Source organism: Sporosarcina siberiensis, assembly GCF_042681925.1.
Lineage (GTDB): Bacteria > Bacillota > Bacilli > Bacillales_A > Planococcaceae > Sporosarcina > Sporosarcina siberiensis.
The window spans coordinates 22,390-40,565 of sequence record NZ_JBHUGI010000025.1; the positions used below are offsets into that span (position 1 = coordinate 22,390).

General features: G+C 36.2%; 15 protein-coding genes. 1 reads left to right on the plus strand and 14 read right to left on the minus strand.

The features are described from left to right. Positions 1 to 76: 76 nt before the first annotated feature. From ACFSFY_RS09720 to ACFSFY_RS09750, 7 genes are all read right to left on the minus strand, one after another. Positions 77 to 1,111 (minus strand): macro domain-containing protein, encoded by a 1,035-nt coding sequence (locus tag ACFSFY_RS09720; protein ID WP_381537699.1) that lies wholly within the window; start codon positions 1,109 to 1,111, stop codon positions 77 to 79. 143 nt (positions 1,112 to 1,254) lie between these two features. Further along, positions 1,255 to 1,785, minus strand: coding sequence for a YehS family protein (locus tag ACFSFY_RS09725; protein WP_381537701.1), 531 nt, complete (start codon positions 1,783 to 1,785; stop codon positions 1,255 to 1,257). Between the two features lie 116 nt (positions 1,786 to 1,901). Further along, a complete protein-coding gene (locus tag ACFSFY_RS09730; RefSeq protein WP_381537608.1) occupies positions 1,902 to 2,537 on the minus strand; it encodes an NUDIX hydrolase in 636 nt (211 codons plus the stop codon). Positions 2,538 to 2,682: 145 nt separating this feature from the next. Further along, positions 2,683 to 4,263 carry a malate:quinone oxidoreductase gene (locus tag ACFSFY_RS09735; RefSeq protein WP_381537703.1) on the minus strand — a complete coding sequence of 527 codons (1,581 nt, stop codon included), beginning with the start codon at positions 4,261 to 4,263 and terminating at the stop codon, positions 2,683 to 2,685. A gap of 193 nt (positions 4,264 to 4,456) precedes the next feature. Next, positions 4,457 to 5,029, minus strand: a complete 573-nt coding sequence (locus ACFSFY_RS09740) for an MEDS domain-containing protein (protein WP_381537610.1) — start codon at positions 5,027 to 5,029, stop codon at positions 4,457 to 4,459. 95 nt (positions 5,030 to 5,124) lie between these two features. Beyond that, positions 5,125 to 6,315, minus strand: a complete 1,191-nt coding sequence (locus ACFSFY_RS09745; RefSeq protein WP_381537612.1) for a DUF4317 domain-containing protein — start codon at positions 6,313 to 6,315, stop codon at positions 5,125 to 5,127. Between the two features lie 195 nt (positions 6,316 to 6,510). After that, positions 6,511 to 8,838 carry a putative bifunctional diguanylate cyclase/phosphodiesterase gene (locus ACFSFY_RS09750; RefSeq protein WP_381537614.1) on the minus strand — a complete coding sequence of 776 codons (2,328 nt, stop codon included), beginning with the start codon at positions 8,836 to 8,838 and terminating at the stop codon, positions 6,511 to 6,513. 453 nt (positions 8,839 to 9,291) lie between these two features. On the opposite strand from ACFSFY_RS09750, the gene ACFSFY_RS09755 reads away from it, so the two are divergent. Beyond that, a complete protein-coding gene (locus ACFSFY_RS09755; protein ID WP_381537616.1) occupies positions 9,292 to 10,191 on the plus strand; it encodes a diacylglycerol/lipid kinase family protein in 900 nt (299 codons plus the stop codon). A gap of 114 nt (positions 10,192 to 10,305) precedes the next feature. On the opposite strand, the gene ACFSFY_RS09760 is transcribed toward ACFSFY_RS09755, so the two are convergent. The 7 genes from ACFSFY_RS09760 to walK form a co-directional block, all read right to left on the minus strand. Beyond that, positions 10,306 to 10,977 carry an ankyrin repeat domain-containing protein gene (locus tag ACFSFY_RS09760; protein WP_381537618.1) on the minus strand — a complete coding sequence of 224 codons (672 nt, stop codon included), beginning with the start codon at positions 10,975 to 10,977 and terminating at the stop codon, positions 10,306 to 10,308. 204 nt (positions 10,978 to 11,181) lie between these two features. After that, on the minus strand, positions 11,182 to 11,661 hold the full coding sequence (gene rlmH / locus ACFSFY_RS09765) for a 23S rRNA (pseudouridine(1915)-N(3))-methyltransferase RlmH (RefSeq protein WP_381537620.1): 480 nt from the start codon (positions 11,659 to 11,661) through the stop codon (positions 11,182 to 11,184). Between the two features lie 399 nt (positions 11,662 to 12,060). Then, positions 12,061 to 13,311 (minus strand): S1C family serine protease, encoded by a 1,251-nt coding sequence (locus tag ACFSFY_RS09770; protein ID WP_381537622.1) that lies wholly within the window; start codon positions 13,309 to 13,311, stop codon positions 12,061 to 12,063. A 101-nt stretch (positions 13,312 to 13,412) separates the two neighbouring features. Then, entirely contained in the window at positions 13,413 to 14,201 is a 789-nt protein-coding gene (locus ACFSFY_RS09775) for an MBL fold metallo-hydrolase (protein ID WP_381537624.1), read from the minus strand. Between the two features lie 14 nt (positions 14,202 to 14,215). Next, entirely contained in the window at positions 14,216 to 15,028 is an 813-nt protein-coding gene (locus tag ACFSFY_RS09780) for a two-component system regulatory protein YycI (RefSeq protein WP_381537626.1), read from the minus strand. Continuing rightward, on the minus strand, positions 15,015 to 16,352 hold the full coding sequence (locus ACFSFY_RS09785; protein WP_381537628.1) for a YycH family regulatory protein: 1,338 nt from the start codon (positions 16,350 to 16,352) through the stop codon (positions 15,015 to 15,017). Before ACFSFY_RS09785 ends, ACFSFY_RS09780 begins: the two co-directional genes overlap by 14 nt. Continuing rightward, on the minus strand, positions 16,343 to 18,175 hold the full coding sequence (walK, locus tag ACFSFY_RS09790; protein WP_381537630.1) for a cell wall metabolism sensor histidine kinase WalK: 1,833 nt from the start codon (positions 18,173 to 18,175) through the stop codon (positions 16,343 to 16,345). Before walK ends, ACFSFY_RS09785 begins: the two co-directional genes overlap by 10 nt. Position 18,176 lies beyond the last annotated feature (1 nt).

The window sequence follows — 18,176 nt, forward strand, 5'->3', positions numbered from 1 at the left end:
GATTTTCTGACCGATTAACTTAATAAATTAAGAATAACAATTTAATTGAACGAATGGGTCGCTTCTAAAGCGACAATTAAGCCCCTAGTATTATTTGATCAAAACTAAATAATACTTCATTGATTTCATGAATATTATAGTTTTTTTCTTCGATGAAGTATTCAATAATAACATCAAACTTGTTACTCCGCGATAATGCATACCCCGCTCTTCCTAGTAAGTCGATCGTTTCATCTAAATTTAACTCGAGCGCTATTGCAAATGCAATGACCGTCTTTTTTTGTGGAGTATAATCTATGGAATTGCGAATTTTGGAGAAATGACGACGGTCAATATTCGCTTTTTTATAAGTTTCCACATCTGTTTTCTCTTTTTCATCAATTAATCGAAAGAGCATAACGGTGAACGAATCCTCTAATTGGTTCAAAACAGCTTCCAAACTTCTACTTTTCAGATTTTTACTTAATGATTCTTCGGAAGAAACCTGAGATTCTAACACTTGTTCTTCTCTCAACTCAAAAACTTGTTCGAATTCATAGTTTGAATTACGACGATCTAGGAGAAAATGAGTATCTTGTTTCTCTACATAATGCTCATTGATATATTGATCTATCTTAGGAAACAGTTTCTTTGTTAGTCCGAATGCATCTTTGTCATAAACAACGATATAAACATGAATTTCATGGTCCATTAGAAATGAACTAATTGTCGAAATTGCTATTTGTATAGCTTGCTCCTTCGGATACCCATAAATGCCCGTAGAAATAAGTGGAAATGCAATGCTCTCATATCCATGTTCTACCGCAAGCAATAGCGAGTTCTTATAACAATTCGAAAGAAGATGTTCTTCGTTTGAACTTCCGCCATGCCAAATAGGACCAACCGTATGAATAATTTTCTTTGCTTTTAATTGAAAACCCTCTGTCATAACAGCCTGTCCTACAGAACAGCTACCAATCTCATTACATGCCGCCTGCAATTTGCCTGCACCAGAAGCACTAAAGATGGCACCACATACTCCACCGCCTTCTTGAAGGGCACTATTTGCTGCATTTACAATGACATCTACTTCCATTCTTGTAATATCATTTCGTACAATCTCTAAAGGAATGATTTCCAACCTCCATTTCAATTAAGCTTAATAATAGTACGTATGTATTTTATCCATTCGATTCTCATCACACGAAAACCTGTAAAAACCATATAAAAAGGTCAGAATTCGATAAAGAATCCTGACCTTTTTCCTATAATTATTTACTCTCGATATCTAAGTGCCAATCCTTTTAGGAAATTTCGTGCATAGCGATCGCCACATTCTTTGTAATTACGTTGGCCTTCTTTTCTAAGAACTGCACTCAATTCACTTTTTGAAATAGTTACTCCAGCGTCTATTAAGATGTCTAACATGTCCTCACTTGTTAGAGAAAGTGCGATTTTCAACTTTTTAAGCAAAACATTATTTACATTTCGATTGTCTTTAGTCATTAAGAATTGATTCGGAGAAGCCCCAGGTTTTGATTCCTGTTCCCCTCTTTTGAAGACTATGAATCCATTTAAAAAGGATTCAAATGAAGAGTTTTCAAGACTTGTTTCATACTCATTAACTTGATTTTCATTTTCTTCTGGATCAGTAGCAGCATTGCCTTTTGATTTTGACAACATTTTTTGTACTTCTTGTTTTGTTAATTCCATACCGCCTAGTTTAAAAATCTCAACCATTTCAGCATCTTTTATATCCAGTGCATAGCGTAATCTAACCAATCGATCATTATTATTCATCTTTATCCCTCCAGAACCTTTGAAACCTTGTCTTCAGTATAAACCTTTACCTTATCCAATGCATTTATCTAACAAAAGAAATTACATTTTAACATGTCTTTTAAAATACACTGCTTAAACACTTATACTTTTCGGTTATCTAATTTCATAATTTCTATAAAGTGTTTTAAAATCCGAGCCGTTAGTCCCCAAATCGTACGCTCTTCATAATCAAAAAACCATTCTTCCATTGACCGGTTTCTCCATTGATACCGTGTACCGTTCATTATCTTTTCATAAGGAAAATTTGGTGAGGGTACTGAATCAATGCTTATTAAATGCATATAGGGTTCATGGTTTAAAAGCCAGTTGATTGGGATTGTAAATACCTCTTCGACTTCATCTTTATTGTACGAATGAATAATTTGATTGTAATCAATGGTTGCCACAAACGGATACACAACAAATGAGGAAGATGCAATATAAGGGCTTAATTCCCCAACAATTGTTATTGTCTCGGGGTCAATACCTAATTCCTCTTGTGTTTCCCTTAAAGCCGCCGCCACTGGAGATGCATCTGTAGAGTCAATGCGACCACCTGGAAAGCTAATATCACCTGGCTGTTTTCTCATGGTGAATGAGCGCACTTCGAAAAGGACATGCCATTCGCCATCTACTAAAACAAGTGGGATTAAAATTGCAGAACGAAAAGCTGTATCTTCACCGATAAATAGGGATTTACTTTCATTTAATTGGTTCTTAAGTTTGTCTAGAAACAAGTTATTTCCCTCATCTCATCTTCTAGTATTCATTTAATCTTATCACTTAAAGATGGAGGATTAAAGAATACCCTTTATTTTAAAAACATAATAAAAAGTAAGCAAGAACAGCCTAGCACCGGCCGTCCAAGCTTACTTTTATTTTTTAATTCGTTTCGATATCAATTTGAACTACTTCTGGTTCCACATCTAAAGAATTGTCTACAGACTCACTTTTGTCGCTTAAACCCAACAACGTTTTTCCAGTGAAAGCGTGAGTTTCCTCCAAAAGTTCAGGGTTGTCCATAAGTGATTTGCCATAAGAAGGAATCATTTCTTTAATTTTAGGTTCCCATTCCGACATATGTTCCGGGAAACATTTCTTAAGTAATTCAATCATAGCGTGAACTGCAGTAGACGCACCTGGAGACGCGCCGAGTAAAGCAGCAATTGTACCATCAGCCGAAGTAACCATCTCTGTACCAAACTGAAGAGTTCCTTTACCACCAGCCTCAGTATCCTTAATAACTTGTACACGTTGACCGGCTACAACGGTATCCCAATCTTCAATTTTAGCGTTGGGGATAAATACCTGTAATTCTTTCACGCGCTTATCTTTGGATAGCATTACTTGCTGAATCAAGTATTTTGTTAATGACATCTCTTTAGCACCTGCAGCCAACATAGTTACAACATTATTTGGCTTTACTGAAGTTACTAAGTCTAACATCGAACCTGTTTTTAAAAACTTTGGAGAAAATCCTGCGAAAGGTCCAAAAAGCAATGACTTTTTATTGTCAATAAATCTTGTGTCAAGATGTGGAACAGACATTGGCGGTGCACCAACTGCCGCTTTTCCATATACTTTAGCATGATGTCTCTCAACAATTTCAGGTTTGTTACACACTAAGAACATTCCACTTACTGGGAACCCACCAATGTGTTTCCCTTCAGGAATACCAGACTTTTGCAGTAAGTGTAAGCTTCCGCCTCCGCCTCCTACAAACACAAATTTAGCTGTGTGGTTTTCGATTTTTCCTTCAGCATTATTCTTGACTCTTACTTCCCAATTGCCTTCTTCCGTACGTTTGAGATCTTCAACACTTTGATTGTAATTAACTTCTACGTCTTGAGTTTTTAAATAATCCAGTAACATTCGGGTTAAAGCACCGAAGTTAACATCGGTACCCGTGTCGATTTTTGTTGCCGCAATAACAGCATCTGCCGAACGATTTTCCATAATAAGAGGAATCCATTCCATCAGTTTTGCCGGATCATCCGAAAACTCCATGCCTTTGAAAAGAGGATTCTCGGACATTGCTTCAAAGCGTTTCTTTAAATAGGCCACATTGTCTTTTCCTTGTACCATACTCATATGCGGCAATGGCATAATAAAGTCTTCGGGATTTTTTATCAACTTTTTAGTGACAAGATAAGACCAAAACTGCATGGAAATCTGGAATTGTTCATTAATTTTAATCGCTTTTTTTATATCTATTGAACCATCTGGTTTTTCAGAAGTATAGTTAAGCTCGCAAAGTGCAGCATGCCCTGTACCTGCATTATTCCATTCATTAGAGCTTTCTTCTCCTGCTGTATCGAGCTTTTCAAATACTTTAATATTCCATTCTGGTTTTAATTCCTTCAACATTGTTCCTAAAGTAGCACTCATAATTCCAGCACCAATTAGAATAACGTCTGTTTTTGTTTCTCTGTTATTCATTTTAACCTTCCTTACTCTATTTATTTGCAGAAGATAAGGGCCATCTGCTTAGTCTTCACATCAATGTGAGGAGCGACCTAGTCGCATATCTGTTCTATTTTAATTATATCATATTGTTTTATAGATTAAGCATTATACCCTTGCAAGAAAGATAATTTAAGTATGATTCAAAAACGGGAAAATAAAACACGCCTGGAGGAATTGCACCAAGCGTGTTTTATTCTCCCGTATTCAATGGCTTATACTGTTCAGAGATAACAAAATCATCTTCCATTAATACATAAGGATGTGTCTCCAACAAAATATTTTTTAAATACTCTGGCATTCTCTTTGCTTCGTATGCACAAATTAAAGGAAACGACAGCAAACTCACAGCTTGGTCTACTATCTTCTCAAAGTCTTCTATAAGGTGTAGCGGTTCTTTCATACTCGCCCACTCCACATGTGCCCAAGATCGAAATGAAATTTTGTTTTCCACATAGGGCTGGACCATTTCAGTAAAGTACTCTTCGATTGCAGGAGGATGATAACTACCACTCGACCAATAGAAGTCAAAACTATTTACAAAGTGAAGATACTTCATTTCGTCCTTTGTTAACCGAGCACTCAACTCTTTATGAATAATAGGGTAAATACGATCATTTTCAATTAAAATAACGTATTCTTCGGACTTGATAGCCTCTTCTATAAAGTTTAAGACTTGCTTGAGATAACTACTCATCTCATTATAGGAATACAGAACATGGGCATCTCTTTGATTTTTAAACAACTGATTGATTTTAGTGATCATCTATTTATCACCTCTTCTCTGTATTTCACTTAATTATATCATTATTTTGCTCAGACAACTACCGTGTTTTTAGAAAAGTCAAATTACATTCATTGTTAATACAATAATTCTTCCTGAACGAGCTTAAATCCTTCTATTATCGTATCTTCTTCGACTTCTATTAATAAACAACGTTTACCGTTGTAATTGACCTGTCTAACATATTTTAAATCTTGAGGACTAATTGCGATATTCGCCACTTTTGTGCTGATTTTTATGGACTTCGATGTGAAACTTGGAAGGATATGACTCGCTTGCATTTCATATGTTTCATCATCAATCACCTTTTGGAAAGCCATTTCCACTTTTTCCGCATTCACATCTTGCACACCACAGGCCTGTAACACCCGTTCCATCTCTTTAGTGTCTAATGTAGGCATAACGGTGTGTTCATCGTCAGCATCTTCCTCATCCATCATACGATTGATTTCTTCATAAACACTGGCCAGAGTTTGTGCATTCACTTCATCGCCAATCACTTCTTTTACAATTTCTTCGAAGACAGCTTTGTCATCTTCTGCAGTCATAATTTCTTCGCCATCAAGAACTTTCTCTATAAAATGGAGATCTGGCTTATTCGCCTTTCCTGCAGCATAAAGGATGCGGTTGACATCTGCTGCGTTATCGGTAAAGACAGGAAACAAAAATCCTCCAATCGGAGAAGTAAGATTAATGACAGGATCCGCCATTGTATTTGACTTATATTCTTTCTCAACAAAATCAAAGGTAAGTGAATGCTTCGGCAGTTCAGTCTGATTTAAACTACAAAGAATAAAAGGAGTTGTATATGCCTCGTCACGAGGTGCCATACCGTGTTCATCATAATTATGTTTTGCCGGTATAAAATAATTTCCTCGAACGAATGTGACAACTATATCTTTTTCATATTGGACTTCCTCCACCATTTTCAGTGCAATTCGATTCATATCCGCTTTCCATTCTTCTATACCATCTGCGTGAAGACCTTTATATAGATGCTGCTGCGTATGATCTGTCTGCTCTTCTGTTTGACGTTGAAATTTCACTTCAAATAACTTCATGCCCAGTTTTCCACCCAAAACTTTTTTAAAGTTTGTAAGGAATAACTCTTGTTGTTCACGTTCTAACATGGAAAACAACTGTTTCTCCTCATGAAAAATTTCACTGCTTTCCTGTTTAATATACACTTTATAAATATCAGCAATTGTCAGTAATTCATTATCTAACTTAAATTGTTTGCGTATTGATGCAATATCTTTCTTATTCATCTCTATATCCAACTCCCTAACTTATCTTATTAATCCTAAAAAAGAGCATCCAAAGCTACAGATGAGCTTTAGATACTCGTTTATTATAGCAATGTTTTGGATGGATAACAGTTATAACCTTCGTTATTTATGGTACGACTGCCATTATACTTTTAAGAAGTTTTACACTCTACCAGAAGCCTAATTTGAATTACATTACATAATTGTTTCAAGAGTCTCCTTCACTGTAGCGAAATTATTATTCATAGTACCAGCACCCCACTCGGTACGGTCAAGTAAGGCTTCTATTTGATTGGCCGGCAATGGACGGCTAAAATAGTAGCCTTGCACTAAATCACAGCCCTCCATTTTAAAATAGTTAAATTGCTCCGGAGTTTCTACCCCTTCCGCGACAGACTTTAAATCCAAATTTTTTGCCAAAGTAATGATTGCGGAAATAATAGATGCAGTCTTTTTGTTTTCGCATAGGTCTCTAATAAATGATTGATCAATTTTTATTGAATCGATTGGTAAATCCTTTAAATAGGACAAAGAAGAATATCCAGTTCCAAAATCATCAATTGAGATTCGAACCCCTAATTTCTGCAATTTATTTAGTGTTGATATCATAGATTCAGTGTTTTCTAGGAAAATGCTTTCTGTCAACTCAAGTTCCAAGATTTCCGGATCCAAACCAGTTTCATGAAGCGTTCTTTCGACAGTTTTAACAATATCATTGTTCACAAATTGCTTGATTGAAAGATTTACAGCTATATGGACAGGGTGATCATATTTGCGATTCCATTCCTCTGCCTGCATACAAGCCATTCTCAGCACCCATTCTCCTATCGGGATAATCAGTCCCGTTTCTTCCGCAATCGGAATAAATTGATTTGGAGGGATTAGACCTCGTTTTGGATGCTCCCACCGAATTAGAGCCTCTGCACCAAATACATGTCCCGTTTGAGAGTCTATTTGTGGCTGATAGTGCAACACAAGCTCATCATTTTTTAACGCGCTATGAAGATCTCTCTCAAGGTTGACTCTTTCCTCAAGAGAACGACTCATACAACTAGTGAAGAATTTGTAGTTATTCCCACCCAATATCTTACTGTGATACATAGCATAATCCGAATCCCTGATCAACTCTTCTACATTCTCTCCGTCTGTTGGATACAGGGTGATTCCAATACTCGCTCTTACATAAATTACATTGTTCTCAATAACAAGTGGTTTCCCAATTTCCGTCAAAATCCTCTTCGCAATCCGAGAGACCTTAGATTTCTCATTTGTTAACAATATTACAGTGAATTCATCGCCACCTATTCGGAATACGATATCCTCTTCAGATACACAATTGATTAAACGTTTTGCAACTTCCTGCAATAGTTTATCACCGACCGTATGACCATGAGTATCATTAATCATTTTGAACTTGTCTAAATCCATGAATAATACAGCAATTTGATTCTTCAAATCTACAAACTGCTTTAGTTTCTGAGTAAACTGAAGTCGGTTAGGAAGTTCAGTTAATGTGTCGTGATAGGCTAGATATGTGTTTTTCTCTTCCGCCTTCTTCCGGCCAGAGATATCCTGGATGGCACAAATAGTAATCTTCTGCCCTTCCCTTTCTACAAAATTTACACTGATCAAGGTAGAAATAACAGTACCATCTTTCTTCAATATTTCTGTTTCAAAGTTGTGTATGGGGGTCCGTTTAATAAAGTTTCTAAGCAAGGCCATTCGATGACGCTTGGAAGGTACTAATAACTCTTCAATATAATGCTGGTGTTCGCCGAAAAGCTCCATTGCTGCTGGATTGGCTTCTAGAATTTTATGATTTTCTTCCGCGACAATGATAGGCACCGGTACGAGGTTAAACATGTTGTTTAGAAATTCACTCTTATCACGGTTTTCAGCCTCTGCCATTTGTCGCAACTTATTCTGAATAAACGTTCTACGGTTTGCCCGTTCCATAATATTCCCGCCAACAATACAAGTAATTACTAGCACCCATAAAAGTGAAGAGTATATTCCAACTTCACTTGTACCGAACAATACAACTTGGTAGAAGGAAACTAAGACAAGGGTGATTGGAACAGCAATTTTAAATCTTTGTCTGTAAATATAAAAGGTAAACATACTTACTACAGTTATTCCGCAAATCGTCAAAACAATATTTTCTAATATAATATGACCAACAATAACAACAACAAGTCCGGCAGTTATATTTGAAATTACTGTTAGAAGCTGATAATAGTTCAAAAAACGTTTTAAATGTAAAACTATTAAATTTACAGTAAGTACTGGATATAACCAAAAAATTATTACTTTAACAACCTGAGGATAATATTCTGGATAGCTTATATACGATAATATGCCTACGACAATCCAGGATAAGTAAGATAGTATAATACTAATCTGGTGAAATACTCGCACTTCGCTATCATTAAAATATTTAAATTCCTTCTCTAAAGTCCGATTCCGGAAACTTAAACTCACTGGATGAAAACCAAATTCAAGCGGTCTTTTTTTATTAGACATAAACTCACCAAACTCCTTTATAAATTTAATAATTTCAATAATTTATAACAAGAGCCATATCCCTTTACTTCGTACACTCTGAATGTATTTGCAACTTTTATTACTTACACTTCACTATTAGGCCTAAATATCCAACAATTTAATAGGTCAATTAAACTATAACACAAAATCTTTAGAATTAATTAATGTTTTCGGATAACAATTATTAGATGAATTAGTATATCTATAAAAGGTACCTGGGCAATGGAATTATTTGATGCACAGGTTGTCCTAAGAACGTTGAAATTTCCCCTTTCACCAAACGATACATAAACACGACGGGTACAGTTAACTGAATATTATTGAGTAACATCTTGACAATAATCACTTCAATCATTCTTTCATGAAAAATGATTGAAATAGATACAAAAAGGTAATAGATAGTAAGTTACAAGAATAAAAGGAGTGAACAATTTGAAAAAATCAGCATTAGTCATTATTAATCCTTCCTCAGGGAAAGAACAAGCAACAGAATATGAAGAACAAATTAGAGAAACACTCCAAGATACATACAGTGAAATCACTGTGAAATATACGGAGGGCGAAGGTGATGCGACACGCTTTGCAAAAGAAGCTGCAGAAAATAACTATGACTTCGTTGTTTCACTCGGTGGAGACGGGACTGTGAATGAAACTGTCAATGGACTCGCTCCATTTAATAACCCGCCAAAACTTGGAATCATTCCAATGGGCACAGTGAATGATCTTGCTCGTTCATTAAACATTCCAATGAAACCTGTTGACGCGATTAAATTGCTCGTCTCAGGTACTGAAACAAAAATTGATATTGGAATGGCAAACGACGATATTTATTTTACAAATATTTTAGGAATTGGAAGTGCTGCTAAAGCAATTCATCATGTCGACAGTGCAGAAAAATCTAAAATTGGACCAATTGCCTACTTGAAAGCAATCGGGAAAGAAATAATGGATGACCACACTTTTCCGATTAAGTTTGAGATGGAAGAAGATATATGGGAAGGTGACGTATCGGTTGTCCTAATTTCCCTCATCGACTCGCTAGGCGGTATCAAAACAATTGTAAACGAAGTTGAAAATGGAGACGGAAACTTCCATATCTTCGCGGTTAAACACCTTAACTTAACTGAGCTTGCGAAGATGACCCCTTCAATCGTGATGGGCAAATTAAAAGAATCAGAAAACGTTCAATACTTTAAAACAGGACAGGTCAACATAACGACTTCTGCCGGTGAGACACAAGAAAGTGATATAGACGGTGAACAAGGACCGAATTTACCACTCGACTTAAAAGTTCTCCAACAACATATAACAATCATTTCGAACAAATCTTAATCAAGCTTAAAATAACCACAAAAAAGATTCCAGATTTCATCATCTAGAATCTTTTTTAATCTCACACGATTTTAGTACAACTGGGTCAATCCTTATGGCTATATCACTTTTCTCTTATTCTTCTAATATTTTAACCATTGTTGTATAGCCTTTCTCCTTAGCATAATCAAGTGCTGTCTTACCCGAATTGTCACGAAGTTCTTTATTCGCATTATATGTTACTAATTCCTGTACAATTTGCTGATACACTTCTGAACCATCAGTTAATGCAACTGCTTCAATTAATGCCGTATAGCCAAACTTATTTTGATGATCGATATCTATTTTACCATCTTCTAAAAGTAACTTCACATTGTTTAAATGCCCTTTTTCAGCAGCGGGTATTAACGTATTGCCACCATAGCGATTAACAATATTTTGATTGGGTTCCGCATGCTCGATCATATATTTTAAAATCTCTGTTTTACCTTGTGCACCTGCATATAGATAGGCACTATCCTGAATACTATCTTGTTTATTAATGTCTGCGCCCGCTTTAATTAAAAGTTTCGCTACCTCGATATTATTGTCATGAGTAGCAATTAAAAGAGGCGTTTCCTTTTCATTATTCATTTCATTTATTGGATATGACGTATCTTTTAAAATTCCTTGAACCTTTTTTATATCATTGTTCTCGACCGCTTGAATAAGTTCGCCTGAGTATTTCTTCACATTCTTTTCCCCTTCCTGACTACATCCCGTTAATAGTAATAATATACTTGCGACCAGGCCTATAAAACGGTTCATGCAAAACCTCCCTTTCGCTGTAAAGTTTTCAGCTGTTAAAGCGGTATCAAGTACCCTAAATTAACGGAAGTCTCCTTTGTATTGATTAACGCCAGCGTCTCCAGACAAATCGCAGTAGAGAATGACTATTTTCACTCTCTAACTTATAGAAAACCTATGTTTAAAATTGTCTGCAATACACTTCTAGTCAATCAAAAAACTCATTTACTTATGGTACGGTTCACCTTTCATTATCCTAAATGCACGATAAATCTGTTCTACTAAAATCAGTTTCATCATTTGATGTGGAAACGTCATTTTGGAAAAGGACAATAATTCGTCCGCCCTTTTTAAAACATCAGTATGTAAACCGAGCGATCCTCCGATAACGAATGCCACCTTGCTTCTACCATAAGTCATCAAGGATTCCATATCTGCCGCCAACTGTTCTGATGTTTTCATTTTCCCATCAATTGCAAGAGCAACTACATATGCATCAGCACCAATTTTCGATAGGATTCGCTCTCCCTCTTTTTTCTTCACGATTTCCATATCTGCATCGCTTAAAGATTCAGGAGCTTTTTCATCTGGCACTTCAATAATCGTCACTTTTGCATAAGCACCAAGACGCTTCGTAAACTCTTCTATTCCCATTTTCAAATACTTTTCTTTTAATTTACCAACAGTCACAATTGTTATATTCATAGGTTATCCACTTCTTTCTAATAGTTACAAACAAATCTTATGCACATATCCACAGAGCCTAACTACATATTGTGTACGATTGTTTGTTCGCCACAAGATATAATATCGCCTCTCCACAACAACAATTGATTGTGGATAACCTTTTACTTTCAAGATGAAAGCCAGTTAAAACACTTCCACTTTGGATGCCAATGAAATCTTCTAAAGACTGATCCTTATGAGTTAGATGGCTATAAATCCTTATTCCAGCCCTTACTTATTTGATAATTAAACTTACTCACAATTAAACGATTCTATCCACAAAGACGAATTTATCAAAAACAATTCACAGTATGCTCATACATTTGGATGACTGTCCCTTGTGGATAGAATACTTAATACCTGTGTATGAAAAAGATCTTAAAATGCCGTACCGTCTTTCAGAACCATTTCAATTTCTAATAGTTGACTGCCTCGATATACTTTCATTTTCAGTAAATCTCCTATTTCTTTTTCATTATACAAATGTTTCCGTAAACTAACCATATCACCAATCTTTTCTCCATCCATTTCCACTATGACATCATATTGAACAATGCCTGCTAAACTCGCGGGTGAATTTTGAATAACTTCATTGATAACGACACCTTCAGTTACGGAATCAGGTATTTTTAAAATGCTACGCTGTTGTTGTCCAGGTATGCTTGAAAGATCGAGTAAGGTTACACCCATTGTTGGTCGATGTACTTCACCAAACTTTTCAAGCTTCTCGATAATTGGAATGGCAAGATTTATAGGTATTGCAAGCCCGATTCCTTCCACAGTTTCTTGTGAAATCTTCATTGAGTTAATGCCAATAAGTTGTCCCGTGAGATTCATTAATGCGCCGCCTGAGTTCCCTGGATTTATAGCAGCATCCGTTTGCAACACATCAGCGTACCAGTCGACAATATTATCGTTGTTAAAATCAATGGGAATCGATCGATCTTTTCCAGAAATAACGCCAACTGTTACCGAACCGGAAAATCCTAGACCAAGCGGATTACCAATTGCAATCACTGCTTCGCCACGTTTTAATGCATCAGAATCTCCAAACTTTGCTATAGCTTTAACTTCAGTTGCATCGATTTCGATGACTGCCAGGTCTGTCCATATATCACTACCAACGAGACGTCCACTTGCTTTTTTTCCATCATCAAATGTAATTTCAAGTTCCTCAGCGTCTTCAACAACATGATGATTGGTTACGATATATGCTTTATCTCCTTGTTCTTTATAAATAACTCCAGAACCGCTTCCTGTTTCTTTTGTCATTTGAGACGATGACCAAATATCGCGTACTAATTTCAAGTTTGTCACTCCAACTACGGAATCTGCTACCTTTTCCACAATTCCAGTTACATCAGTAGTTACTTCCACAGAAACACGATCCGATTGTAAAGCTTCTGCAGCAGACGGACTAGTTTCACTTTGTGTAATTTCTTTATCATCCCAAATAAACCAAATAACTAAAGATACAAGGATACCTAAAACTAATCCAGTAATAAAAGTTCTCTTTTTCTTGGGAGGTTTGTGTTCAAGTGTTGAACGTTTATTCTGATCGTTATTAAGAATTGATTGGTTTGATTCTTTATTTTCGATTGGATTGAAGTTCTCATCCATATATCTCATCCTTTCTATACCACTTTTATTCAACTGTACCCTATTTCACTCATTTTCAAAATCAACAATTCTTTTTAAATTAAAAAAACCTTACCCGCAGGCAAGGTCCTTCATACAGTTATAAGGTCAGTCGGTCGATCAGGGTCTGTATCATAGAGATGCACGTATTCACCCGCAATCACGCCACATGATTGAAGCGTCTGACTCACACTCATTCGAGCAAGATCTTTCATATTATTATCTTTACTTAAATGTGACAAATAAATCTTCGTCTCTTTCAAATCAACGACTTCACTAATTGCAACCGCAGCGTCTTCATTTGACACATGGCCTACATCACTTAGAATTCTTCGCTTTACGGACCAAGGATAAGGACCCATCTGCAACATACTAACATCATGGTTACTTTCAAAAACGTAGGAATCCGCACCTCGAATGATGCCTTTCATTCGATCACTTACATACCCCGTATCCGTGATAATGACGAGTTTACGACCATTTTGATGGAAGGTGTAAAACATAGGATCTACTGAATCATGCGATACCGCAAAAGATTCAACATCTAGTTGACCAAAAGATTGTACGGTTTCCATATCAAATTGAAAGCGTTGTTCCAAAGGGACTTTACCGATTAAGCCGTCCATGGCTTGCCACGTTTTCTCATTTGCATAAATGGGTACACCATACTTTCTTGCAACAACACCGAGTCCTTTAATATGGTCGCCGTGCTCATGTGTTACAAATATCCCATCTAATTTTTTCATTGACCGATCGATAGTTGCAAAAAGACTTTCAAGCTTTTTACCACTTAAACCCGCATCTACAAGAAAGTTATGTTCATCATTTTCTATATATATTGCATTTCCGCTACTTCCACTTGCGAGCACACTAAAACGCATTTCTAAAAAACCCCTTATTCCTCTTTATGTTCTACTTTTTCACTTTGAAATTCTATAATTTTACCATCATTTGCGTTAATAAAAAAGTCTTCTAGTTCTCCACTACTCAATTCTACTTGAATATACCAAGTTGGTGCAAATACCTGAGTCTTGGTAAGTTGTGCAAGTGTCGAATATCCAAGTTTCATACTTAGTACTTTAGAGTCCGGTTTTAAATAGTTTCGAGTATTCAACGTGTTGATTGCTTGTAACGGTGGTAGCACGTCTTTCTTTCGATTAAAACTTACAAACTCTCCAAACATCCGTTGTTCGTAGCGAATGACTTCATCACTTTCATTCCAATAAAGAGTCAACATGGCATTTTGGTTGAAATAGATTGGCTGACCACTAACATGTTGAAAAAATGTTGCTTTACGCTCTTTATCATTTCTTTTCCACAAAACATATTGCTCACCATGCAAAACATAATCATAAAGGAATGAATTAAAATCAATTTCTCCACTTGAATCATTAAGCGAAATTGGTTTTTTAATTGTTGAATACAAGTGGGTACCGTCTTCCACTTCTATAGCTTGATTTTGAAGACTTGCTAGTCCTTCTTCGCTAAAGACAGCAATTTCCGCGGATACAAAATAAGAGTCTTCATTGTTTTTTGGAAGCTCACCGTAAGTGATATTATCAAAACGCAGCGAGTCTTCTATTGAAACATTCCCCTGAATTTTCACATTCAGAGTTTCGGAACGTTGTGTAACATACAGTGAATATAAAAATACGTTTAAAATTGAAAATACGACGATGAAAATTGTTTTTGTTTTATTCCAATCCAATCTTGTCACCTCCAAGTGCATCGGGTGAATATAGATTCCATTTCCCATTTGCAAAATAAAACCAAGAAGGATCTAAAAGGAATAAACGTTGGTCTGTGTCATGTTTCATATAGTATCCCATTTCTATTTCTTCTACAGTATTAAAATCAATCTCAGTAGAACTCTTGAGCGTCTCCGCTACTTCTACACCTGAGGGAAGAGATGTATAACGGGTCTCTGATGGAAATGTTAGATTCAGCGTATAATACGGTCTAATATAACCATAAATTCCATCGTCACCCCATATTTCTTCTATTTCAGTGTAGGTTGTATCACTATAAACAGGCAAACCATGAATAAAAAGTTGAAACTTCACATTTCTAGATTTTGGATTCATAAATGTGTATCTGTATTCATCGGTCCAACCGCCGTGCTCATTTACAAAATCGATTGTGTTAAAAAGCAATTCTGATGGGATTGCCAGTTCAGTACTTTCTGCAACAGGATGAAAGAAACTCAACGTCTTCATCATTGTTTCAATTCGCATAATCGCATGATCGTCTTGATATTCCTCGCGCGAAGATGAGATTTGTCCACGTCGCACCGCATTAGGATCTCTAAAGAGTGCATCTTTAAAACGCCTTGGACTAATTTCAGCTTGATAGAACGTATTACGTATTAATTCCACTGGATTTTTAGGAACTGCAATAAAGGGACTTTTATCGGCATCTACCTCAACATAATCTGAATAGCTGCGACCGTTTGGTAAAACTTTACGATTGAAGCTTTGATATTCATTTATTTTTCCGGTATAGCGCAATCCATTCATTCTACTAATGAAATGTATTTCCATTGCTGTACTTGCAGGATTCCAGTCTACGACGAGGCGATCGAAAGATGCTTCAGGAAAGTTTGAATCTTCCTTATTCAATACCACATCATATACAGGTAGTGGTACTTCTCCGTGGTAGTATAGCGTAAACCGATTTTTCTTTCTTAAAAATACATCTAAGTCTTTTTCGGTAAACTCAGAATCCTCTAAAGTAACTTCTGTAATTTTCCATTCCTTCATAGCTTCAATACTTTCATCCAGTGCGTCTGAATCCGTGGTTCCTTTCATACCTTCTTCAAAATTAAATAAAAGCTTGTAAGGTTTAATAATATCTTGAATCCCTTTAATCTCTTTCTTATCTTCGTCCACAATCGATGTGGGAATCGTCGGAGTCTGTTCTATCGTTTTATATTTTGGAGTATACGTCCATATTGAGAATGTCAGTGTGATGCTTAAAATGATTAGGAATACAAGAATCACTGATTTTACTGTTTCAATGTATTTCAACCCCACTCACCGTCCTCTAAAGGTTCAAATGGCAATGTGAAAAAAATTGTCGTACCGTTTCCTTCTTCACTCTCTGCCCAAATTTCCCCTCCATGTGCTTCGATCATTTCACGTGCAATTGCAAGTCCAAGTCCGGTTCCACCCATAGCACGAGACCTTGCACGATCTGCTCTATAAAAGCGGTCAAATATACGCTTTACATTTTCGAGAGGTATTCCCATACCATCATCTGAAATCTTTACTATAATCTGATCATCTAAGACATCCATACTAAAACGGATATCCCCACCATCCGGGGAATATTTTAATGCATTAGATATGATATTATCCAATACTTGCGTCATCTTGTCTGTATCAATTTCAACAAAAGACTCTGATGAAGGTAAAAGTCTTTTGAAGTGAACGTCTTGTGATTTTGAAAACTCAAAACGATCAATTATAAGACTGAAAAAGTAGTTAAAATCAACCCATTCTTTATTCAAATCATAGTCTCCGCTATCCATACGAGACAGTTTCATCAAATCATTAACAAGTCGAATCATTCGTTCCGTTTCCATTTGGGTTACATGAAGAAACGATGGTGCAATCTCAGAGTCTTGCCATGCACCTTCAGCTAATGCTTCCAAATAACTTCGCATTGTTGTGAGCGGCGTACGTAGTTCGTGAGAAACATTTGAAACAAATTCTCTTCGTTCCATATCAATCTTTTCCTGCTCGGTATTGTCATGTAAAACTACAATAAGACCATTAACAAAGCCCGTTTCTTTCTGTGTAACCGAAAAGTTCGCACGTAAAATATAAGGTCGTTCATTTGAGCTGAAATCAAGAGTCAATGAATCTTTCATTTGAACTAAATCTTCAAATGCATATTCTGTTTCAACACCTAAAATCGAAGAAATAGGTCTATTCAACACAGTGTCCTCAGTCATTCTAAGCATAAGAAGTGCAGCTTCATTTATAAGAATAACTCGTCCTTTTCGATCGGTCGAGATTACCCCATCCGTCATATTTGCAAGGACCGAAGCTAGTTTTCGACGCTCTCCTTCAGTAGTAGCTTGTGATTCCTGAAGGCGATTGGTTAAGTGATTAAACGCAATTGCCAATTGTCCCATCTCGTCATTACCATAAACACGTACTTTTCTTGAGAAGTTACCTCTAGACATCGCCTGGGCTTGCCGTCTCATGTCTGATATCGGTCTTGTCATCGTCTGGGCAATGAATATACCGATAATAATTGTAATCGTTAAAGAAACCGCTGTGCCTCCAGCCAGTATCTGGTTAATTTCATCCATTTGTGTATATACTTTTTCAATATTTGACTCAAGATAAAGAGCCCCAATAACTTCACCTTCTGAAATAATTGGGGTAGCTCTGACGAGTATTCTTTTCCTCGTATTTTCATCAAGTTCAATTACCTCATAAGGTGACTCTGAAGTAATTGATCTTCTTACAAGGTCATCCATAGAACGTTGACCAACCATAGACTGGTTATCTAGAACTGACGTTGCAAGTATTAGGTTTTGTGTATTTATAACTCTAATTTCTTGTATATCGCCTTCAGAAGTAATACCCGAAAGAACGCTCCTCAAATTCGATTCAAGGGTAGGATCGTCAACGAGTCGATATTTATCTTTCAGCATTTCTTCACGAACACTAAATTCAACGAGATTCATTCGATCATCAATTGATGTGGTAAAATTTGTTTTCAATGTATGTTCAAGCTCACGAGCAAAATAGAGTCCAATAATCTGCATTGCAATTAAAATAAGCAGTACATAAATAAGAACGAATTTAACGTGAATAGAACGAAAAATACCGACTTTCTGCATA

What these genes read in the sequence shown, in the direction of transcription:
- ACFSFY_RS09740 (WP_381537610.1), bottom strand. Translation starts at nt 5,029, where the DNA reads ATGATCACTAAAATCAATCAGTTGTTTAAAAATCAAAGAGATGCCCAT.
- ACFSFY_RS09745 (WP_381537612.1), bottom strand. Translation starts at nt 6,315, where the DNA reads ATGAATAAGAAAGATATTGCATCAATACGCAAACAATTTAAGTTAGAT.
- ACFSFY_RS09750 (WP_381537614.1), bottom strand. Translation starts at nt 8,838, where the DNA reads ATGTCTAATAAAAAAAGACCGCTTGAATTTGGTTTTCATCCAGTGAGT.
- ACFSFY_RS09760 (WP_381537618.1), bottom strand. Translation starts at nt 10,977, where the DNA reads ATGAACCGTTTTATAGGCCTGGTCGCAAGTATATTATTACTATTAACG.
- rlmH (WP_381537620.1), bottom strand. Translation starts at nt 11,661, where the DNA reads ATGAATATAACAATTGTGACTGTTGGTAAATTAAAAGAAAAGTATTTG.
- ACFSFY_RS09770 (WP_381537622.1), bottom strand. Translation starts at nt 13,311, where the DNA reads ATGAGATATATGGATGAGAACTTCAATCCAATCGAAAATAAAGAATCA.
- ACFSFY_RS09775 (WP_381537624.1), bottom strand. Translation starts at nt 14,201, where the DNA reads ATGCGTTTTAGTGTGCTCGCAAGTGGAAGTAGCGGAAATGCAATATAT.
- walK (WP_381537630.1), bottom strand. Translation starts at nt 18,175, where the DNA reads ATGCAGAAAGTCGGTATTTTTCGTTCTATTCACGTTAAATTCGTTCTT.